Origin of the sequence: Clostridium beijerinckii (genome assembly GCF_018223745.1) — a bacterium.
GTDB lineage: Bacteria > Bacillota > Clostridia > Clostridiales > Clostridiaceae > Clostridium > Clostridium beijerinckii.
Window position 1 is genome coordinate 4,390,001 of sequence record NZ_CP073653.1, and the last position, 21,909, is coordinate 4,411,909.

General features: G+C 29.4%; 21 protein-coding genes and 1 riboswitch (1 of these 22 running past the window's edge). Of the genes, 4 read left to right on the top strand and 17 right to left on the bottom strand.

From position 1 onward, the window contains the following. Positions 1-412, bottom strand: the start of a protein-coding gene (locus KEC93_RS19920) for a CHAP domain-containing protein (protein WP_039771322.1). 524 nt of this gene lie to the left of the window's left edge; the window shows 412 of its 936 coding nt (coding positions 1-412); its start codon is at positions 410-412; its stop codon lies off the left edge, out of view. 295 nt (positions 413-707) lie between these two features. Between KEC93_RS19920 and KEC93_RS19925 the strand changes: the two genes are divergently transcribed. Both KEC93_RS19925 and KEC93_RS19930 read left to right on the top strand, forming a co-directional pair. Further along, positions 708-1,310 (top strand): accessory gene regulator B family protein, encoded by a 603-nt coding sequence (locus KEC93_RS19925; protein ID WP_039771324.1) that lies wholly within the window; start codon positions 708-710, stop codon positions 1,308-1,310. Continuing rightward, a complete protein-coding gene (locus KEC93_RS19930; RefSeq protein WP_085953365.1) occupies positions 1,270-1,389 on the top strand; it encodes an AgrD family cyclic lactone autoinducer peptide in 120 nt (39 codons plus the stop codon). The genes KEC93_RS19925 and KEC93_RS19930 overlap by 41 nt, the downstream gene beginning before the upstream one ends. Here KEC93_RS19930 and KEC93_RS19935 read toward each other — a convergent pair. The 4 genes from KEC93_RS19935 to KEC93_RS19950 all read right to left on the bottom strand — a co-directional run bounded on the left by KEC93_RS19935 (position 1,365) and on the right by KEC93_RS19950 (position 6,551). Beyond that, positions 1,365-2,615 carry a sensor histidine kinase gene (locus KEC93_RS19935; RefSeq protein ID WP_039771326.1) on the bottom strand — a complete coding sequence of 417 codons (1,251 nt, stop codon included), beginning with the start codon at positions 2,613-2,615 and terminating at the stop codon, positions 1,365-1,367. The genes KEC93_RS19930 and KEC93_RS19935 overlap by 25 nt on opposite strands. Then, positions 2,609-3,376, bottom strand: a complete 768-nt coding sequence (locus KEC93_RS19940; protein ID WP_023972992.1) for a LytR/AlgR family response regulator transcription factor — start codon at positions 3,374-3,376, stop codon at positions 2,609-2,611. The genes KEC93_RS19935 and KEC93_RS19940 overlap by 7 nt, the downstream gene beginning before the upstream one ends. Before the next feature lie 327 nt (positions 3,377-3,703). Further along, entirely contained in the window at positions 3,704-4,849 is a 1,146-nt protein-coding gene (locus KEC93_RS19945; protein ID WP_238892685.1) for a tetratricopeptide repeat protein, read from the bottom strand. 328 nt (positions 4,850-5,177) lie between these two features. Further along, positions 5,178-6,551, bottom strand: a complete 1,374-nt coding sequence (locus KEC93_RS19950; RefSeq protein WP_077868801.1) for an FAD-binding oxidoreductase — start codon at positions 6,549-6,551, stop codon at positions 5,178-5,180. 237 nt (positions 6,552-6,788) lie between these two features. On the opposite strand from KEC93_RS19950, the gene KEC93_RS19955 reads away from it, so the two are divergent. Next, a complete protein-coding gene (locus KEC93_RS19955) occupies positions 6,789-6,977 on the top strand; it encodes an H-type small acid-soluble spore protein (RefSeq protein WP_017208958.1) in 189 nt (62 codons plus the stop codon). Positions 6,978-7,811: 834 nt separating this feature from the next. Here the strand turns inward: KEC93_RS19955 and KEC93_RS19960 are convergent. After that, positions 7,812-8,732, bottom strand: a complete 921-nt coding sequence (locus KEC93_RS19960; RefSeq protein ID WP_031275500.1) for a DUF2167 domain-containing protein — start codon at positions 8,730-8,732, stop codon at positions 7,812-7,814. 330 nt (positions 8,733-9,062) lie between these two features. On the opposite strand from KEC93_RS19960, the gene KEC93_RS19965 reads away from it, so the two are divergent. After that, positions 9,063-9,239, top strand: a complete 177-nt coding sequence (locus KEC93_RS19965; RefSeq protein ID WP_023972996.1) for a hypothetical protein — start codon at positions 9,063-9,065, stop codon at positions 9,237-9,239. A 192-nt stretch (positions 9,240-9,431) separates the two neighbouring features. Here KEC93_RS19965 and KEC93_RS19970 read toward each other — a convergent pair whose 3' ends face one another. From KEC93_RS19970 to KEC93_RS20020, 11 genes are all read right to left on the bottom strand, one after another. Further along, positions 9,432-10,826, bottom strand: a complete 1,395-nt coding sequence (locus KEC93_RS19970) for an amino acid permease (protein WP_023972997.1) — start codon at positions 10,824-10,826, stop codon at positions 9,432-9,434. 139 nt (positions 10,827-10,965) lie between these two features. Beyond that, positions 10,966-11,053: riboswitch (glycine riboswitch) on the bottom strand. 603 nt (positions 11,054-11,656) lie between these two features. Further along, positions 11,657-12,082 (bottom strand): MerR family transcriptional regulator, encoded by a 426-nt coding sequence (locus KEC93_RS19975; RefSeq protein ID WP_077868802.1) that lies wholly within the window; start codon positions 12,080-12,082, stop codon positions 11,657-11,659. Positions 12,083-12,196: 114 nt separating this feature from the next. Further along, a complete protein-coding gene (gene mgrA, locus KEC93_RS19980) occupies positions 12,197-13,192 on the bottom strand; it encodes an L-glyceraldehyde 3-phosphate reductase (protein WP_023972999.1) in 996 nt (331 codons plus the stop codon). Positions 13,193-13,535: 343 nt separating this feature from the next. Continuing rightward, positions 13,536-14,486: a transglutaminase domain-containing protein gene (locus tag KEC93_RS19985; protein ID WP_077868803.1), complete on the bottom strand. Its 951-nt coding sequence runs from the start codon at positions 14,484-14,486 to the stop codon at positions 13,536-13,538. Between the two features lie 362 nt (positions 14,487-14,848). Next, positions 14,849-15,202, bottom strand: a complete 354-nt coding sequence (locus KEC93_RS19990; RefSeq protein WP_023973001.1) for a hypothetical protein — start codon at positions 15,200-15,202, stop codon at positions 14,849-14,851. Between the two features lie 280 nt (positions 15,203-15,482). Further along, on the bottom strand, positions 15,483-16,469 hold the full coding sequence (locus tag KEC93_RS19995) for an ABC transporter ATP-binding protein (RefSeq protein WP_039771334.1): 987 nt from the start codon (positions 16,467-16,469) through the stop codon (positions 15,483-15,485). Further along, positions 16,462-17,451 carry an ABC transporter ATP-binding protein gene (locus tag KEC93_RS20000; protein ID WP_023973002.1) on the bottom strand — a complete coding sequence of 330 codons (990 nt, stop codon included), beginning with the start codon at positions 17,449-17,451 and terminating at the stop codon, positions 16,462-16,464. Before KEC93_RS20000 ends, KEC93_RS19995 begins: the two co-directional genes overlap by 8 nt. 14 nt (positions 17,452-17,465) lie before the next feature. Next, entirely contained in the window at positions 17,466-18,308 is an 843-nt protein-coding gene (gene opp4C / locus KEC93_RS20005; protein ID WP_077843955.1) for an oligopeptide ABC transporter permease, read from the bottom strand. Between the two features lie 12 nt (positions 18,309-18,320). Next, positions 18,321-19,292, bottom strand: a complete 972-nt coding sequence (locus tag KEC93_RS20010) for an ABC transporter permease (RefSeq protein ID WP_041899072.1) — start codon at positions 19,290-19,292, stop codon at positions 18,321-18,323. Positions 19,293-19,400: 108 nt separating this feature from the next. Next, positions 19,401-21,077 (bottom strand): peptide-binding protein, encoded by a 1,677-nt coding sequence (locus KEC93_RS20015; protein ID WP_077868804.1) that lies wholly within the window; start codon positions 21,075-21,077, stop codon positions 19,401-19,403. A gap of 396 nt (positions 21,078-21,473) precedes the next feature. After that, complete coding sequence (locus KEC93_RS20020) at positions 21,474-21,902, bottom strand: EamA family transporter (protein WP_041899076.1); 429 nt, start codon at positions 21,900-21,902, stop codon at positions 21,474-21,476. Between the last annotated feature and the right edge of the window lie 7 nt (positions 21,903-21,909).

The following is a 21,909-nucleotide window of genomic DNA, read 5'->3' on the forward strand; positions in this document are numbered from 1 at the left end:
CCTCTGCGCCATCATATGCCTTACTCACATGATAGTTAGCTTCGTTAAAGTATATTGTGTCACCAGAAACACTTTCAATAAATACAACATGCCCCGCGCTACCATTCCCGAATACAGCTATAGAATTAGCGGCTGGTGTTTGCCCTTTCGAATAAGTAGTTTCATTCCACCATTGTTTTGCATTGCCATAAAACTGAGAGTTTAACTTTATTCCTAATTTCTCATATGCACGCCCCCATACAAACCATGTACATTGTCCTTTGTAACCACTCTGCGTAAATATGTTTTCACTGTTATAAGCACTACTTGATATGTTTGGTGAAGTTGCAGCAAAAACAATGTTAGGAGTTTGTCCCAAAAGCATTAATAATGATACAGCCAAAATCATCACTTTTCTAAGTTGTTTTTTCATCTCACCTCTCCCCTCTTAATTACTAGTATTATTAACATCACCATCAGCTTAATACAATTGTTAATAACACTCTTTACCACATTTATATATTCTCATATTACTAAACTTAAATAAATAGTATTTCTTCTAAACATACAATATAAAGCATTAAAAGCAATTCAATAAATAATTGCTTAATTATTAAGCAATTATTCTTTTCATTCCAAAATTTGTACGTTTTATTCCAATAATATTGAAATTTTATCCAATATACTTTATAAAGATATTGTTCACTAAATAATCTAGAGAGGTTAAAATGATAAAATTAATATCAACTTTTATAACAAGATACTTAGAAAAAAATAATCCTTCTTTAATTAAAACAGATTTACTAAAAATCCAATATACATTAGAGGTTATTTTAGGTAATTTATTTGATTTTGTAGTTATATTCTTAATATTTCTAGGCTTGAATGAAGTCCCTATACTTTTACTATCTTATGTTATTTTAATTTCAATCAGGCCTTTTATGGGAGGTACTCATTGTAAAACTTTTATTTCATGTTTGCTTGTTACTATAATGTACTTCGTAATAGTACTGCTTTTTACGACACTGACTCCCAAGCTAAGCAATAGCTTTTATATAATTTTTTTTACAATATCTTTTATTATAGTTGCAGCTTATGCGCCATGCCGTAATTTAAAGAGACCTGTAAAAAATAAAGCGACATTAAAAATAATTTCTTTAATATCGCTAGCTTTTTGGATTGTAGTATTCTTTAATCTATCAAATATGCAATTATGTAATTGCATATTTATAAGTATATTCTTGCAAATACTTCAAATAATTATTATTAATACGAAAGGAGTGGTTTCAAATGCAAAAATCTATAAACATTTTTTCAGCTATACTTCTTAAGTTATTTAACTTAGCATCTAAATCAAGCTGTGCAGGCGTATGGGGTGAACCAGATTATCCTGAAGAATTATTAAAATAAATATCAAAAATAATTTCATTACATTGGATATTAATTTTAATGTATCCCTTATGTAAATTAACTATTTGTTGTACATTATATAAACCATAACCTCTTGTATCTGTATTTTTAGTAGAATAGCCTCTTGTAAAAATCTCATCTAAGTTAATGTCACTAGGATTTACCACTTGATTCTTGACTATTAGATGAGATTCTTTATTTTCATTAAAAATCTTTATTTCAATACATTTTATTGAACAATCTTTTTTTGTCACCTCATCAAAAGCATTATTTAGCAAATTATTTAATATATTAGAAAATTCATTATAGCTTAATATATTATCTAAAACATTATTTTCTATTTCATATTTAAAAACAATATTATGCTTTTTTGCCCTGCACATGTTTCTATATATTATAGATCTAACAACTACATTATCAATATATATAAGTTCATTTATTTTACTATCATATATATCTTCGTCTTTCATATAAGTTCTAATAGCTTCCTTTAAATCTTTTTCACTTAAAACTTCCACCATTCCTCTTATTGAATTTTTATAATTAACAAAATCATGCTGTCTTTGTTTTATTTCTTGAACTATTTCATCGATAACAGCATTATACTCATTTGAAATTTTTAATGATTCTTTTTCTCTTGTCACCTTAATAAAATACAAGTATATCAAAACTTGAGATAAAGCCAATATGCCAAATATTAAAGATGAAAGAAATAAATTGTTTAAAATTACTATGTTATCATAATACCAACTAATTTTAAAAAGCATAGCATATATACTGCATATTAGAATAGAATAAATGAAAACTATATTATCCTTATTCTCAAAAATAAAATTTTCATTTAATAAATTTATCTTTGAGAATATAATTTCTCCTACCAATATTATTCCTTCCACACAAATTTCCGTGACTATATTATCGTAGATAAACTTATCAATAAGGGCCGCGAATATTAATTCTAAACTCATTACTGCAATCAACACTAAAAAAAATCCTAGTATAACTTGTTTAAAATCTGCCTTATATATAATTTTAATGCTTATAATAACTGCTATATATTCTAACATAAAGTTTAATTGTAATACTTCAATACCTGTAACTAATATTGAAGCAATCAATACACTTAAAGCCAATTTCAATATATCATTATTTTTCTTGGTTAATGTTGCCCATAAATAAATTATATTAAATGTATTCATTCCATTTATAATCGCTGAACTTAACATATTATCACTTTTCCTTTTTTAAATTCAGACATAATGCTATTTTTAAATTTGTATCCTAAAAATGCTGTCTTGCTGCATTCATTAAAATATACTTCACTAAGTTTAACGTCTAGTTTTTCTATCTTGTATATATAATTCGTGTTTATTGCAAAAGCTCTATGGCTTTGAACTATATAATTGCAGTCAACTAGCTGCAATATTTTTTTTAAACTTATGTTATATGCAGTATAAACGCCATTGTAAGTATTAATATCACAGTTTTTACCATCAACTTCTATAAATATAATATCATTTACCTTTATTCCAACGTACACGCCATTTTTTAAAGTGATTACAACTTCTTTGTCTTTCTCCTCACTATAATTATCAGCTTTGTTATTCAAGTCACTTGTTTCATTAAGAATAATCTTATTCAGCATAGCTTGTACATCATTTTTATCATATGGTTTTACAATATAATCATAGCAATGAGTTTGTTTAAATGCTTGAGTTATATATTCCATGTGTGTTGTTAAAAAAATGATTTGCCTAAATTCGTATTTAGATATACTTCTAATCTTCATAGCAAGATCCAATCCTGAAGATTGTTTTAAACTAATGTCTATTAAAAACATATTAATATCATTATTTAAAATTATTTCTAATGCTGACATTTCGCTATCAGCCTCATAAATTTTTACAAAGTCACATACAGATAATATCATTCTCTTTAAAATGTCTCTTTGTATAGAATCATCCTCTACTATAATAATAGAATACAAAAGTACCACTCTCCAATCCATATACAATCTAAAAAATATGTCAATAATACTGTCTTATATAATCATGAGGTTTAAAGGCTAATTTCCCTTAATCTTATTTTTTAATAGATTATCAAAATGCCTCTACCTATATAATACAATATTATATAATTATATACAATTATCCCACTTTTGTGTAATCTTTATTTATTATTCTTTAAAGACAGTGATAAAACGTGCTGTATAGACTATTTAATCTAATGCAGCACGTTTCAATTATAATTATTCTTATTAAATTTTTTAAAATTAATTACATAAATATAGCTATTTTTTCAGAAAGAAACATTTCTAATTTCCCATTTCCTTCATACTATAATCTGCATATGAAGCATACTCAGTTTTAGGATATTTATCTTTTACTTGCCTAAAATATATAAGAGCATTTGAATAATCATTTGTCTCTTTATAGCATGTCCCTATTTGATACATCAACCAAGGCATAATATCTATATCAGAATCGATTTGTGAAGCCATTTTTAATTTAGGAAGTGCTTCCGCATATTTTTTTTGTTTATATAGCTTATTTCCATCATTGTATATAGGCCAGATTCCTCTTATTTTTAAATCTTGCCATAATTTATCAAACTTCACTTTCATATCATCATCGAGATTTTCATTCTTCACATTTATTAAATCCTCAACAGCAATTTCATATTTTCCGTCTCTAATTGATTTCTCAGCCTCATCTAACATGCTCAAAATATTATTTTTATAGCTATCGCTTTTTACTTTCTGATCTTCTGAATCTATTTTAGCTTTCTCACTATTTTCAATATTTACCATGTTCTCTTCTAACAAATCATCTACTTTGTTCTGATCGTTATCGACTTCCTCTTGCTTTACTATTAGTTTATTATTTATACTAAGCTTATGTAAAAATTCTTGAGTTTCGATAGGAACCTTCGCTATTGCCACCTGAATAAACTTTGGATAAAAATAATTCATTACAATACCACCCATAATGATTACTGTACTTAATATAACCATAATTATTTTCCCTGTCGAGCGCTTTGTTTTTTTAGAGTACTCATTCCATATATCACTATTAATATGATTTATAACATCCATATTATTTACATTTCTTCCTCTGGATGATTCTATTTTTAGACTTTGTATATAATCATTTGCTAAACTATCATATATCGCGTATTTTTTGAGTTTCTTAAAGATCTTTTCTGCATTTCTATATTGCTTCATACTAACATAGCACAATCCAATAAGCTTAATTGCATCTGAAAACCCCTTATTATAGGATAAAGCTTTTTTCAAATCATTTACAGCCAACTCAAAGTTGCTCTTTTTTATTTCTCCTATTGCTGAATTATATAGAATAATGGATTTCTTAATGTCATTATCGATCTTATATCTATTCAATTCCATTTCCTTTATATTGATTGGATTTATTTTTTTAATCTCCATCTCAAAATTAACCAAATAATTACCTCCTAAAATATTACACAATAATACACTAATGTTCAAACAGTAATATCTTCCCATTAAAACCAGAATAACTTTACATTTGTATTTAAAATTTGATTTATTTCTATGTATAAATCTTAGCAAATTATGTAATATAATTCAATATAAAGTCTTACTGGCAAAATATTTTCTAAAATATTTTTAAGCGTACATAAAATTATTGAATATCTTCATTTTAAAAGTAATATAAAAAACTTAAGACTATGTATAAGTTTAAAACAATTATCTCTTATACATAGCCTTTTTTCGCTTCCAATATAATATTTTATTATAAATAATCTCCTTAATTTAAATTTTGCCCGTTTCCAATTCGTATTCCTTGAGGAAATTTAAACACCTCATACGGATCATATTTCAATTTAACTTCTCTTAATTTCTCTAAATTTTCTCCATAGTACTCTTTTTCATACTCATCAATATCTTCGCACGGAAAATTAATATATGAACCTGTTGTGATACTATTTATGTATTTAAGCTTTTCTTTAACCCATTCTATATTCATAGGCGCATACTCAGCCTCTTCCCAAACAGATTGAAACCCCATTATAAATTTCGCATCTCTATAGTAAAAAGCTGTATCATTTTTATCTTTTTCCATAATTGCTCCACCTAATCCATATAGGGAAACAGCTGCATATACTGCACCTTTAGCCCTCTCTTCAACAAGTTCTATAATTTTTTTCATTTCACTTCTACTATAATCCTTATATACGAATCTTCCTGCTGATTTATATTTTTCATATGGAGGATGACCATCTTGAATCCTTCTATTTACATCTAAAACTGAAATATAGTTAAAATCAAATACTCCCTTTTTAGAAATATTCTTAAAGTCGCCTAAAATTACTTCTGCCTCTTCTCTGGAACCATATACTATTCCTGTAATTCTGACTCCTCTTCCTTTTATTTCTGAATTATATATCCCCATCTTTAAATTAACTCTTTTATCTAAATTCATATATAAATGTGTCCAAATCTCAAATATATCTAATATCTCATGATCATCAGCACCTATATAATCGATATCTATTAAAGTCGCCATCTTAATTTTTTCAGGAAGTTTAAATATCATGCTAGTAACTACTCCAAAATTTCCTCCACCAGCACCTCTTAAAGCCCAAAACAAGTCTGTATTAGATTTATCTGTAGCAACTATTCTTTCCCCCTTATAGTCTATCAATTCAATTTCAAGTAAGTTATCAGAGGCTAATCCAAGCAATCTATTTGAATAACCCCATCCGCCACCTAAAGTTAGTCCCGAAACTCCAACAGTTGGACATCCTCCTCCTGGAAATGGATAGCCCAGTTCTCCCAAAACCTCGTAAAGTTCCCTATTCCTAACTCCGCCTTGTATCTTTACTATTCCTATTTCTTCATCTACACTAATTGCATTCATTTTGCTAATATCAATAACCAAAACATCATTCCCTGTTGAATATCCCTCATAGTGATGTCTGCCTGACCTTATTCTAATTTCTACTGAATGCAATTTGGCCCAAATTATTGCATTGATGATATCATCATTAGTATGGCAATATACAATTGCTAATGGATATTTTTCTATAGCCCTATTCCAAGCTTTTCGTTCTTCTTCATAACTAAATTCCTCTTTTGTAATGATATCTCCCGTTAATCCTCTATAATCAAAATCTATCAAGTCTATCACCTTCTACTTTTCTACTAATTATTTCATCTACTCCCATAATACCATATTATATTTTTTATAATAAGCGTATTTTATCTAATAAAATATTTTTTACACAATCTTTTGATGTAAAAATAAAATTTATTAAAACTTGTTAAGAAACTGTGAACTTTCATTTTTTATTGAATATTATAATTTTCCCATGTCAAATATATAGCTAATCATAAAATCATAAAGGAGAGATTTATTATGGATAAAGAAAGAGCACAGGAAATTGTTTCATCATCAGTAATGGCAAATGTAACACTTAATGGAACTCCAATTTACATCGAAAGCGTGAATACTAATACAGAAACTGCTAATATCCATTTTTTTAAAAATCCAAAAAATTCACGCGAAGTGCCTTTAACTAGTTTACAAGAACATAATAAAAAATAGTATTAAATATAAAATTATAAAAACGCCTTATAATTTTACATTTAAATTTCAATTCTTAATGACTACAATTTTGTAGTCATTAAGTCTACATATTGCACGCAAAAACTTTTAACTAATCACTATATCACTAGAAATTTTTTTAAAATTACTAGTTAATTATTTTATCAATGAAAGTTTATATAGCACTACCATGAATTTCATAGTATCAAATACTTCCTTTAGGATATGCTAACATCATAAAGGATATAACAGTTAAGCAAGCAAATATGTTCAAAAAACAATATATTTGTTTATCAGAATTTAATACAAGTCAAAAGACTTGTATTAACATTAGATGAGATTTTATATGGTTAGGAAAAGTTTTATTATAGTAGATTAATTTTATTATAATAGGATTCCAACTTATCTTATAAAGTCAAGCTAAGATTATATTTGGTAGTGTAATAATCATATATAGTCAAAAGATTATATATGGTCGTGTAAGTATCTTATTTAGTCGAACAAAATATTAATATAGGTATTGCACTGTTTAATTATGGTCGAAAGATTATAATTAGATACTAAGTTATCTATATTAGTGTGAGTTATACTGCTATATTCTTTATTTAATGGCCATAAGTGAATTTACATAAATTTACTTATGGCTTTTATTTCTACTCATTTCCTATAACAAATCCTTATTTATATTCTGAATAACTACAATAAATTTTTTCCATATACAACAAAAATGTACATGTGAGGAAGTTGCTTTTATTAAGCTTTCACATGTACCTTTAGTTTATATTGGAATATTTGCAACTAATAAAGCTCATACAAATTATTTTAAAAAATATATCAGCTTTTTATATCTGCCTCAGAATTTTCTTTAAATACAATTTTATTTGAATTCAATTCAGTTTCATCATATCTATATGGCTTTTTCTTAAATACCTTTATTACTTTACCAAATAGACCTCCTATAGCAGCCAAAACAAATATCCATACCTTCTTAAATATTATTAGTATTTTAGCAAGCAAACCTATCTTAGATGCTGTGCCTCCAACAATTAGTGCTGCTAATCCTGCTTCTGCTACCTTATCGCCTTTCATGTAATCTGAGTATCTTTTTCCTTCTTTATAAGCATAATTCTTAAGAATATTTTCCAGTTTAGGTTTAACCGCCAACATTTCGTCCTTACTTGCAACCAGTGTGACTTCAGTCACTCCACCACGCCCTAAAACTCTTACATTATAATTAACTATCTGTTCGCCACTACTATTACATAATACTGACCATACTAAATTATTGGTATTTGGATCATAATGTGGTTTTTCATCCCATCCAATTATATCTAATGTAGATTTTCCATTCTTCATTCTTTCCTTATTATCCTCTTCAGTTCCATTTTTTATATCGGACAATAACTGATCAGCATTTATTTTTCCTGCATCATTGTCTTTGACATATCCCATATTATCAAATTCAAATAAAACATACCAATTTTCATTATTATCTTTTGATAAAACTATTCCCTGTTCCATGCCGGTAACTGAATTATCCATTTCTTTCATTAATTCCTTTGCATCTTTTCCATTCGCAAAAACGTATTCACTAGGCAAATCTAACTTTGCTAAGTCAGTTCCTACATCAACAGTCTTTGGCCCTTCAATCCAATTTATTTCCGATGCATTTGTTGAGTCATTAGCATATGAAATAACTGGAATAATAGTAAATATAGTTAAAGCGGCTAATGTTCTTAATATACTTTTTAACATTTTTATCCCCCTATGTATTAAGTTACATTTATTATTCTAAAGTTATTTTCATGTGTTGTATATTATACTTTTGTATACTTTTTTATACTTTTTCAGTTCTAAATAATATAAAAATTATATAACTGAATACGCTAAGATAATTCAGATTACTTTTAATAACTAAAGTTTATATTTTAGAAGCAGCTTAAGATTAATAAAAAACTATTCCCCTTTGTATTACATAATCAAAATATCCAATATTTACAATACAAATTCCTTCTCTTAATTTCGTATATTTAATTAAGTTATGCTCATACTAACTTTGAATGATTTATATAGGAGGTGCTAAATATGCCAGGAAAAGCTAAACAATATGTTGATCAAAGCGTATCTTCATGCAAAGATACTATTAGCTCATTACAACAAGCTCTTAGCTCTGCAGAAAAACAAGATAATAAAAATAAAATTCAACAAGCAATAAATTCTCTTAATTCTGCATGCCAACAATTATCTCAGTATCAAGACTAATTAATACTTAGATATATTGTTAACAATATAATAAACCACTTTATTCTGATTAATCTAGAATAAAGTGGTTTATTATCTTTTATCTTAAATATTTCTTAAATTCATACTTTAAAAATGTGAGCATACGTATTAAAAACATTCATCACATCAAAATCTGCAATCATTTAACAGAGTTATTTGAGTGTTAAAATCTTATGCTAAATTTCTTTTAACAACTTCTTTTGTTTCCGCTTTTGATTTAATCCCCTTATGGATCAACCAAAGCATAATAAACCATACTGGCGTTACAAATAGAGCCACACGAGTTTCATTATTAAATGCTAATGTAATTATAACAAAAGCTAAAAACGCTAGAATTATATAATTCATCATTGGGTAAAGTGGCATCTTGAATTTGTTCGAAGCTGCAAGTTCTGGATTAGTTTTACGATATTTCAAATGGCAAACAACAATAATTGCCCAAATAAAGATAAAACAAAATGTTGATATACTTGTAATTAGAACAAATACTCCTTCTGGCATAATATAATTTAAAATAACTGAAATCAAGATAATAATTGCTGAGAAGATTGTAGCATTAGCAGGTACTTGATTAGACGTTAATTTATTCATTGACTCTGGTGCATTACCTTCTTTTGCAAGAGAGTAAACCATACGGCTTGTGCTAAAAATACCGCTGTTACATGCAGAAGCAGCTGATGTTAATACAACGAAATTTACAATACTCGCTGCCGCTGCAATTCCTACTGCTGAAAACACTTGTACAAATGGACTTTTATCTGGATTAATTGAAGTCCATGGATATATGCTCATAATAATAAACAGTGCTCCAACATAGAAAATAATAATTCTAATTGGAATATTATTAATAGCCCTTGGAATAACTCGTTCTGGATCTTCTGTTTCACCAGCCGTAAGTCCTACTAACTCGATTCCGGTAAAAGCAAATACAACCATTTGGAATGAAAGAATAAATCCAGTTGCACCCTTCGGGAACAATCCTCCATGACTCCAAAGATTTGTGAAGCTAGCTGCGCCAGCATCTGTAGAAAATCCTTTAATAACCATAAATATACCGATTATAATTAGCGCTAAAATTGCAACAACTTTAATTAAAGCAAACCAGAACTCCATTTCGCCGAATAACTTTACTGCTGTAAGGTTCATAATCAATAAAACTATAAGAATTATAAGACTTGGAACCCATTGAGCTACATTCGGGAACCAGTATTGTATATAAAGACCTGCAGCAGTTACATCTGCCATCGCAAGTGAAATCCAACAGAACCAGTAGGTCCATCCAGTAATAAATGCTGCTCTCTCTCCTAAATAATCATATACAAAGTCTACAAATGAATGATAGTTTAAATTAGAAAGTAATAATTCCCCAAGGGCACGCATAATAAAAAAACAAATTATTCCTGTTATCATATACGCAAACAATATAGATGGTCCCGCTAAGTGAATAGACCTTCCTGAACCAAGGAATAATCCAGTACCGATTGCTCCTCCAATTGCGAGTAATTGGACATGACGATTTTTTAGTCCTCTTGATAAGTTTTGATTTTCTGATTTTAATTGATCCATTTTATCCCTCCATCTTAGTTAAAAGGCATGTACTAAAAAGCCCTTTACTAATATAAATATTTTGTGATTTGAGATATAAATGGGAATAGATAAGATCTAAATGAAGTAATCTATAATATATTACTTTGATAAGATATGTTATCTGTCCCCTGTCCTTTTACCTGAGAGTTTCGCCTTTACAGCTTTCTCCTTCGGTGCTCTTTTCGAGTCTCTCCAAGGTTTCATCCAATAGCGGTCATCTCTAATTAAATAGGTACCTGAAAGATTTACTTCTTCGGTGAATGACCATAGCCATTACTCTCCCGCTATCTTCATCTGAACTTTTAGATTTTACTGTTATATAGTAATACATTTTTAATAAAGTTGCAACATTTTTTTCATTTTAATCAGAATTCTTAAGTATTTTTATCATAATTTTAAAACAGCCACAAAAAGAACCCTATTTCTAGAGTTCCTAATTATTTACCCATTTGCTTTTTTATTATTTTATCCATCAATTCCTTTGTTGCTGCTTCTTTCTGAAATACGCTTTTTTATTTTCGATACATAAGAGTTTCTTGTTTCTTAATAAGATTTCACTACCCTTACTCTCCGTTTCTTATCAAGCTATTTGCATACATTTAGTTTATATTTCATATTGATGATCACCTTAAATTCTACTATTTTTATATAACTAACTACACAAAATCAATTTTTATTTTCCATTGAATTTAGAAATTATATAACAAAAAGTCTAGTATAAAAAAATACTAAACTTTTTAAATATTTTCACTTATATAAACGCTAATTTGATATTTTATGTATCACTAAATATTTTTTCTTAACTCTCATTATTCATCTTCTTCTATATAGAAATGATTTGGATATCGCTCTTTTTTAAGCTCCTTTTCAGTCTCTAATTCACACGCCATGGTGAAATAGTCAACCTTGTAATTAATATGTTCCATGTATTTATTTAATTCATCTATCTTTTTTTGAACATTTTCCCTGTGCTTTAATATTAACTCCAACCTTTTATATAATGTACCATCACCTTGGCTATTTAAAACAACGAATTCTTTTATCTGCTCAATGGGCATATTCGTGTTCTTTAGACAATTAATTACTGCTATCCACTCTAGATTTGACTCATCATAATATCTATGTCTATTTTCAGCCCTTTTAATATTAGGCAATAATCCTTCAGATTCATAATATCTTAAGGTAGATGCTGTTAGTCCTGTAATTCTAGCTGCTTCTTGTATAGAATATTTCATAGTTTCTCTCCTTATACTAGAAATTTCTAAGATACATTATACGCCAAAATTACTATTTTTAGAATAGAAAGAAAAAGAAAATGTATACATAAAACTTAATTTTTTATCCCTAGCCTAGTTAGCACTTATTTCATCAATCATCCTTAACTCTTCATCTGTGAATCCAATCTTATGAACTATTCCCACATTTTCAATAATTTGAGACGGTTTTGATGCTCCAATAAGTACACTTGTTACTTCTGAATCTTTTAGTACCCAGCTAAGCGCCATTTGAGCAAGAGTTTGCCCTCTATTTAAAGCAATATTGTTTAATCTCCTAATTTGCTCTAACTTCTTCTCTGTCAATATATCTTGCTTTAAAAATCTTCCATCCACCTTTATCCGGCTATCGTCTGGAATTCCATTTAAATACTTATCTGTTAATGTCCCTTGGGCTAATGGACTAAACGCTATAATTCCTTTTCCGTTTTCTTTTGCTGCTCTTTTAAGTCCATTATTTTCAATAGTTCTATCAAATATAGAATATCTATTTTGATTAATTACAAATGGACATTTTAATTCATTTAAAATCGCAGCTGCCTTTTCCATTGTCTCTCCATTATAATTTGAAATTCCTGCGTAAAGTGCTTTTCCACTTTTTACAGCTGTATCAAGAGCCATCATAGATTCTTCTAATGGAGTATCAGGATCCATTCGATGGTGATAGAATATATCTACATATTCCAATCCCATACGCTTTAAGCTCTGATCCAAACTCGCTAATATATATTTACGGCTTCCAAAGTCTCCATAAGGCCCTTCCCACATCTTATAACCTGCTTTTGTGCTAATCAATAATTCATCACGATATAATGCTAATTCCTCTCTTAAAATACGCCCAAAATTTTCTTCTGCACTTCCTGGAACTGGCCCATAGTTATTTGCTAAATCAAAATGAGTTATTCCATTATCAAAAGCAGTAAAACATAATTCTTTCATGTTATTATAATCTGCATTGCTCCCAAAATTATGCCAAAGGCCAAAGGATATCATAGGAAGCTTTAAACCACTTTCCCCACATTTACTATACTTCATCTCATTATATCTATTTTTTGATGCTTGATATTTCATTCTCTCAACTCCTTTGTTTTTATAACTTTACTTTAACACTTAAAGTTAACTTTAAGTCAATATTACATTTTTAGATTTTTGTAAAATGAAAAACTAACTTCTTGATTGCAAGAGTAAATTCATTATTAATGACTTTAATCTCGCACTACTTTTTTTGACAAAAAGATTGAAGCCTTGTATTTTCAGAAATTATCAAAGATCAAGAATTTACTTATTCACTTAATGATTTTTAGATTGTTTAAAATATATTATGCAAAAATAAACTACCTAAACCAGGACTACCATAAACATTTAGTATTTTATATTGCATAATATATATTTTCATTTAAATTGAATTGTATACCTAATTAGCATTTGGATAAACCGAGGTGTCCCATGAATGATCTGCACTTATTTCTTGGTCTGTTAAGTTATAATAGTCATATTGTATAACATCACCGTAATTAGATACAGGATCATCCCACGTACAGTCCACATGACGCCATTTGTTATTTATATAAACCAAGTTCCATGCATGAGCCTGTCCATCAGCAGTACCCTCTACAACCATTGATTTAATTCCTGCAATAGTAAACATTTTTTGAGCCAAAAGAGAATATCCCTCGCAGACTCCAGTATGTTTAATTAAAGTATTATAAGGATCATATATAGTTAAAGATTGATCATATTTTGTATTATTTATTATCCAATCATGTATCGCACGTTCTTTCTCTGGCTGACTCATGCTATCTGGAGCAATCTGTGCGACTATGGATCTCACTTTCGAATCCAAATCTGCTTCCATTCCTGCAGTAATTTTATAATTGCATTTAATCTGTATTCCAATAGTATCTGATCCATCACTTGTCATGGTTACATCGTAATCAGATACATTAAACATTTCATAAGAGTTAGTTATTTTTAGCTTGCTTATATCATCTTTAATAATATTTTCTAGGTTGCTAATATCCACACCACTACTTGGACACTCTATATAAAATGATGGATTTTGAATACTGACATTCTTTAATATTTCTTGTCCTATTAATGTATTTACAGAGTCAATCCACACTCCTCTGGAATTCAAGTAATATCCATCAATAGTAGTGTTCTGTGCCATATATCCATTTTGGTAGAAATAATACCAAAAGCCATCTATCTTTCTCCATCCAGTGGCATACGAATTACCTTCTGTATACCACCAGCCTTTATAATTAGACTTCCACTCTGCCGAAACTCCTATTGGAGTTAGCACTGTAATCGAAGCTGCAACCAATGTACAAATAATAATATTTCTTAATCTTAGACTTTTCATTTTATTCCTCCCTTCAATACTTATAACATAATTGTATATTACTTCATCTTTTTTTCAAATATGCTACAAAACAGTTTTACACAAAAAATCTAGTCATTGTATCTATATTTTACTATACATGTTTAAATGTTTATTTTTCAATATTCTAAAATTGCAATTAAATAATGTTAATTAGAAAATAGAGCCAGTATTCTAACATCTATGATACTAGCTCTATTTTTATGTTTATTTATTTTTAGATATATCCCGAGTGTTTAAATAAACCACGCATAGTTAAAAATTATGCATTTCAAATTCCCAATATATAATTTCTATAACATTCATATGCACATTAAGAATATGTACATAGTTATATGATTATTTTAGTACCCCAAAATTAATCTTTGCCTGCACTCTGATCTTTGATATGATGACATCTTTAATATATTTTCTTCCATCCATTTTCGCTGTTCATAAGAAAATCTTTTTCCAAAGAATAACATAAATTGATTGTCATAATTATCTCCTACTAATCCATAGGTAGATTGAGTAAATTTAATAAACCCAAGAGTCTCTAGCAATGCTGTATCATGAAGATAAATTGATTTCTCTTCATCAAACATTTCTAATCCCAATTCTTTTTCTAACCTGGATGCTAAAAGATTATGTTTAGATTCACCACATTCATAAAAGTTTCCATCTCTTGATAACCAACCACATATACCTGTTTCACTCATTCACTTAATAGGATAGATACTTATGATTTAGCTTGTATCTTCCTATTTTACACCTCACTCTCTTGTATAATAATCTGAATATATTATTGCTAATTTTTATGTTTAAGCAGCGTTTTCATTCTGTAAACCAAGAAAATTCAGCATATTAGTATAAAAAACTTTTTCTTTAAATTTAATATATTTCATAAATTCTATATTTCCACAAAAATATTCAAATTCCTCTATTTCAAATGGTGTAATAATTCATAAAATTAATGGATTAATATATTAAGTTTACCAATCAATCATATAAATGGCATGCAATAAAATGATCACCTTCAATTTCTTTAAAAACAGGAATTTCATTTTTGCATCGCTCATATGCATATAGGCAGCGATTACAAAATTTACACCCATTTTCTCTATCTTTCAATGTCATCTCTGATTCTTTTATACTAAGCCTCTGCTTCCTCAATTTTGGATGACTAACCGGCATAGATTCAAGTAACATTTTTGTATATGGATGCATTGGATTATCAAATAAATCTTTTTTTTCAGCCAGCTCAACAATGTTCCCTAAATACATAACTGCAATTCTATCACAGAAATATTTTACAACGCCTAAGTCATGAGATATAAACAGAAAAGTTAGTAGATATCGTGTTTTTAATTCATTCAGTAAATTTATAATCTGTGCTTGAATAGAAACATCTAATGAAGCTACTGGTTCGTCTGCAACCACAAATTTAGGCTGAACAGCCAAAGCTCTAGCAATTCCTATTCGTTGACGTTGACCACCACTAAATTCATGAGGATATCGATTTATAGCTTCTTTATCCATACCGCAAATCCTTAAGTATTCTTCTGCTATATTAAATGCATCTTTCCCATGTATCAATCTATGTTTCTTAATTCCTTCTGCTATAATTTGTCCAACTTTCATTCTTTTATCTAAACTAGCAAATGGATCTTGAAAAATAATCTGCATATCTTTTCTTAATCTACACATTTCCTTGTTACTAATTGATTTCTTATTTTCGACATCAAATAAAGTCTTATCTTCAAATATTACTTTTCCACCATCAGCATCTATTAATTTCAATATAGTTCTGGCTGTTGTAGACTTTCCACATCCTGATTCTCCTACCAAAGCAAAACATTCTCCCTTTTTTATTGAGAATGAAATATCATTTACCGCATCTAAAACAATCTTTTCTCTTCCCAAAAAGCTTTTTTCAATTACATATTTCTTTCTAATCCGATCTACTTCTAAAATAGTGTCAATCAAAATCCTTTCCCTCCTCATATAACCAACATGCTACTTTATGATTATCTCTAATATTAAATAATGGTGGAATATCGCTTTCGCATTTTATGCAAAACTTTTTAGAGCATCTATTACTAAATCGGCACCCTGAGGGCATATCTGATAAAGATGGCACTATTCCTTCAATACTTTTTAGAGGTTTTCCACTTTCACATCTATGTGGTTGCGAATCCAATAATCCAAGAGTATAAGGATGTTTAGCATTATCGAACAACTCATATACATTACATTGCTCAACCACCTTTCCTCCGTACAATACCATAACTTCATCACAGACTTCAGCAACTACCGATAAATCATGGGTAATAAACAAAATAGATGTTTTAACTTTATTATTTAATTCTTTTAATAGAAATAGAATTTGAGCCTGAATAGTTACATCTAGCGCTGTTGTAGGTTCATCTGCGATTAATATTTCTGGTTCACAGCTTAGAGCCATTGCAATCATTACTCTCTGACGCATCCCTCCACTCAAGTTGTGTGGATAAGAATTATAAACTTTTTCTGGATTTGGAATATGGACTGCTCTAAGAATCTCAATTACCTTCTCCTTAAGCGCTCTCCCATACAAACTTTTATGTATCTTTAGCGGCTCTGCTATTTGCCTTCCTATTTTAAATACTGGATTTAGTGAAGTCATTGGTTCCTGAAATATCATAGAAATTTCATTTCCACGAATATATTCAAATTGTTTTTCTGTAAACTTACTTAAATCATTTCCATTAAATAATATTTCTCCATTTTCAATATTACTTATCTTATCTGGTAACAATCCCATGATAGATAAAGCTAAAGTACTCTTACCACAACCAGATTCCCCTATAATTCCTAGTATTCTGCCATTTTCAAAAGCAAAGCTTACATCATCTACAGCTATTACTTTATCTTTTCCTTCCCCGAAACTAACAGATAGATTATTAATACAGAGAATTTGTTTATCCATATTTGCCCCCCCTCCTATATATTCATTTTGGGATCAAGAGCATCCCTAAGTCCATCCCCTACAAAATTAATTGATAGAACTGATAAGAATACCAATACTCCTGCGGGAATCCAAAGCCACCATTCATATTGCAATACACGCATACTTTGAGCTGCTGATAATATATTCCCCCAGCTTGGCTCGGGCTGTTTTACTCCTAATCCTAGGAAGCTTAAACCAGCTTCCATTAAAATCCCTTGTGCAACAGCCAACGTAGCATTCACTATAACTGGTGATAATGTATTTGGTAACAAATGATTAATAATAATCTCAAAACTGTTAAGCCCCATAGCTCGTGCAGCTTCAATAAATTCACTTTGTTTAATAGAAAGAATTTCAGCTCTTACAATTCTAGCAACTCCCGTCCATTGTAAAAGACCTATAATCAAAATTACGTTCCAAACACTAGGTCCAGCTAGCGCAGCAACTGTAATTGCTATCACAAAGAAAGGAAAACACATAATTGTATCGACTATACGCATGATTGCATTATCAATCCAGCCTCCATAAAATCCGCTAATGCATCCTAACGTAACTCCTATTAGCAGCTGCAAAACAGTTGCACTTACTGCAATCCCCAATGAAATACGTCCACCATATAATAATCTAGTAAATACATCTCTTCCAAGTTCATCTGTTCCAAATAAATGCCTTAAACTTGGTTGACTTTCTATATTCAATAAATCTATCGAGTCTCTCCCATAACTTGACAAAAAGGGTGCAAAAATCGCTGCTAATACAAATATACTTAAAAGACAAAAGCCAATTGCGGCCAGCTTATTCTTTAGAAACCTCGTTAAAATTACATGTTTTAGCACACTTTCCCTCCTTTAATCAAATTCTATACGTTTATCTACAGCTGCATAAAGTATATCTGCCAATAAATTCGTAAATAAACTTATTATTGCAACCATCATAACTATGCCCATAATAAGTGGATAATCCCTGCTAATAACAGCATTGTAATTCAGCCTTCCAATCCCTGGCCAAACAAAAATTGTCTCTGTAAGAAGAGCGCCTGATAATAATGATGGTATCTGCATAGTTACTACTGTAATTAAAGTCAGTAGTTCATTTTTTAAGGCATGCTGGTATATAACATTCCTCTTCCTAACTCCTTTTGAACGTGCTGTACGTATATAATCTGTTTTTAGAATTTCAATCATATCAGAACGTGTATAACGCATTAAACTAGCCGTATTCATTAGTGCAAGAACTATCATCGGCAATAACATATGCTTTGCAACATCTATTACGAATGCCAAGCCAGTTAAATTAACGCCTGTAGTCACCATACCCGATATAGGAAGCCATCCTAGATTTACAGAAAACACTTTAATCAAAATCATACCAAAGAAAAAGGATGGAATAGATAATCCTATAAATGCAAATACTGTAACAATGTAGTCAGTTTTAGTAAACTGTTTTGTGGCGCTTATAACTCCACATGGAATCGCTATCAAAATACTAAGAATCATTGAACATATAGATAAGATAACTGTATTGCCCAGCCTGCTGCCTATAACATTTAGAACTGGCTGTTTAAATTGAATAGAATATCCAAGATTTCCTTGTAAAGCTTGCATTAGCCACTTAAAATACTGAATTAATATGGGATCATTGTATCCCAATTGTTCCAACATTTTTTCTTTCATTTCTTGTGAAAGATTAGGATCCATCATAGATGAAAATGGATCTCCTGGTTGTAGCTTTACAAGCATAAAAACAATTATAGAAATTCCAATTAATACAGGTATTGTTTGTATTAAACGCCTAAATACATATTTTTTCAGAACGATCACCTCCCCCTATAAAATTATATCGGTTAGGACTTTTACCCTAACCAATACATCAAATTTTTAATTTTTATCTTTCACTTCTATATCGCTCTTCTCTTGCGCAGTAACTTCCTATTTTGAAATCGTCCAGTTTTGTATGTCTGGAAATACAGAATATGCTGAGTACTTATATCCTTGCAATTTAGGATTATGAGCACGAATAGCATTTTGTGAATATAAAAATACATATGGTGCTTCATCATTCAATAATTGTCCCCATTTTGCATAAACTTCTTTACGTTCATTACGATCAATAGTAGTTGCAGCCTTTTCTATAAATTCATCACTTTTAGCATTTATAAAATTAGAAAAATTAAATTGAGAATTATTTGCAATGCTTGAAGACCAATAACGATCGGCATCACCTGGATCAACTTCTAAGGTGAATCCTAATAATCCCATGTCATAATCTCCTTGTCCTTTAGTTTTTGCCATAGCAGAAGCAACATCCATAGTGCTGATATTTACTATGATACCTACATCCTTTAAATTTTGCTGAATAATTGGAGCACTTTGTTCACGAACCTTATTTCCTGTCGGAACCATTAAATCCACTTCAAATTTCTTACCATCCTTTTCAAGAACTCCATTATTTTCAATCCATCCAGCTTCTTTTAGTAATTCTTTAGCCTTATCCGCATTATAATCATAGGTATTAAGTCCTGACTTAGGATAAGCCCATCCAGCTAGAGATATAGGTGCATTTATTACTTGTCCATGTTCACCTAGTAAACTATCAACTATGCCTTTTCTGTTTATCGCATAAGTGATTGCTTGACGTACTCTTTTATCTTTAAAGAAATCTCTATTGCCATTCATAGTCATAAATTGATAATTAGCACTTGGTTTCTCCTCTATTTTTATACCTGCATCTTTTAACATCTTTAAATCTTCTTCTTTTGTGCTTGAAAGTTCAACAATATCAAGATCCCCCTTTGCTAACTCTGAAAGCTCTGTTTCTGTATTAGCAACCTTAAAAATAAATTTATCTATTTTAGGAGCCCCTCCAAAATAACTATCGTTTTTAGCTAATTCAACATATTGGTCTGGTTTAAAATCTATAAGCTTATATGGTCCGGTTCCTACAGGCTTGTTAAGTAAATCACTTTGTTTGTCCCAATCAGCAACATTTACTTTACTCCAAATATGCTTCGGAATTATTCCACGCTGTGAAAAATTTGATAATGCTGGTGCATAAACTTTAGAATATGTAAAGCTTATGGTATATTTATCAATAACCTTAATTCCACTTATAGAATCTGCTTTACCATCGTGATAATCCTGCGCACCAACTATTTTGGAAATTTCATTGAATCTTGATCCTGTATACTTTGGATCAGCCATACTAGTAAATGTAAATGCAACATCATCTGCTGTAAAATCTTCTCCATCATGCCATTTCACATCTTTTCTTAAATTGAATGTCACAGTAAGATTATCACCTGAAAATTCATATTTATCTGCAAGTCCAGACTTAAAATCATTATTCTCATCCAATAAAATCAATGGTGAATATACCAAGCTATTTACATTATTATCATACGTTGTATTTGATAATAATGGGCTAAACAAACCTTTAGGTGAAGATTCTACAGCATATCTTAATACAGATTCACCACTTGATGATTGATTATCTGCTGATGAATTAGTTGGTATTTCTGCAGATGTACTTCCACAACCGTTTAATAGCAATATAGATAGTAACATCGAGAGCATACCAGCTAATATTTTATTTTTTCTCAGAAACATAAATATTCCTCTCTTTCATAACTTCATTTTGATTCGTATAACTTAAGGTATTGATTTTATTAAAATACTTTCCAACGCAAATTCTAGGAATATATTTTTCAAATTTCAATTCATAGTATTTTAATATGATTACTTTTTTTAAATTATAACCTTAGCACATTAAAATTTTTATCAAATATATATTGCAATTCACAATGCACATTTCAAAATTCACAATTGCGGCTAAAATCCTTGTAATCTTTTTAGAATTATGATGAAGAATTGTTTTTGCAACGTATATATAAAATATATTTATGAATTTTAATGTGAATAAGCACTACAATTAGACCATCCTATTTATACAAATATTAATCAGTACAAAAAAATCAATCACTACAAGATTGTAGTGATTGATTTTTACTTTTTATTTATAAATATTAGTCCAATAATGCATAATATTATTCCTAGTAATTTATTTATATTAAAACCTTCCTTATAAAAAATTATACCTACTGGAATTAGTATGAGTGCAAGAAGAATATTAGATACTAGAGATCCTATACTTATATCCCAGCCGGACCTATATACCATTATATATCCAAATTCAAGACCAACAATAGCGAACCCTAGTAATATACTTGCCCAATTCAGATCATCAAAGGATTCGAAAAATCCTTTATCTGATTTATAAAATCTAAATGCTATAGCGGCTACAATTACTCCAGTTAAATAAGTAATGAATAAAGAAGAGAAAGGGTTAGCCTTCTCCGGAACTGATTTTGAGCAAATATGATAAATCATATTTGATACAACAACAATTATAATAGAAAATGCATACATAAACATAAAAATC

Coding starts and splice junctions, on each gene's coding strand:
- KEC93_RS19925 (WP_039771324.1), top strand. CDS start 708: ATGATAAAATTAATATCAACTTTTATAACAAGATACTTAGAAAAAAAT.
- KEC93_RS19930 (WP_085953365.1), top strand. CDS start 1,270: ATGCAAAAATCTATAAACATTTTTTCAGCTATACTTCTTAAGTTATTT.
- KEC93_RS19935 (WP_039771326.1), bottom strand. CDS start 2,615: ATGTTAAGTTCAGCGATTATAAATGGAATGAATACATTTAATATAATT.
- KEC93_RS19955 (WP_017208958.1), top strand. CDS start 6,789: ATGGATAAAGAAAGAGCACAGGAAATTGTTTCATCATCAGTAATGGCA.
- KEC93_RS19960 (WP_031275500.1), bottom strand. CDS start 8,732: ATGTTAAAAAGTATATTAAGAACATTAGCCGCTTTAACTATATTTACT.
- KEC93_RS19965 (WP_023972996.1), top strand. CDS start 9,063: ATGCCAGGAAAAGCTAAACAATATGTTGATCAAAGCGTATCTTCATGC.
- KEC93_RS19970 (WP_023972997.1), bottom strand. CDS start 10,826: ATGGATCAATTAAAATCAGAAAATCAAAACTTATCAAGAGGACTAAAA.
- KEC93_RS19975 (WP_077868802.1), bottom strand. CDS start 12,082: ATGAAATATTCTATACAAGAAGCAGCTAGAATTACAGGACTAACAGCA.
- mgrA (WP_023972999.1), bottom strand. CDS start 13,192: ATGAAATATCAAGCATCAAAAAATAGATATAATGAGATGAAGTATAGT.
- KEC93_RS19985 (WP_077868803.1), bottom strand. CDS start 14,486: ATGAAAAGTCTAAGATTAAGAAATATTATTATTTGTACATTGGTTGCA.
- KEC93_RS19990 (WP_023973001.1), bottom strand. CDS start 15,202: ATGAGTGAAACAGGTATATGTGGTTGGTTATCAAGAGATGGAAACTTT.
- KEC93_RS20000 (WP_023973002.1), bottom strand. CDS start 17,451: ATGGATAAACAAATTCTCTGTATTAATAATCTATCTGTTAGTTTCGGG.
- KEC93_RS20015 (WP_077868804.1), bottom strand. CDS start 21,077: ATGTTTCTGAGAAAAAATAAAATATTAGCTGGTATGCTCTCGATGTTA.
- KEC93_RS20020 (WP_041899076.1), bottom strand. CDS start 21,902: ATGTTTATGTATGCATTTTCTATTATAATTGTTGTTGTATCAAATATG.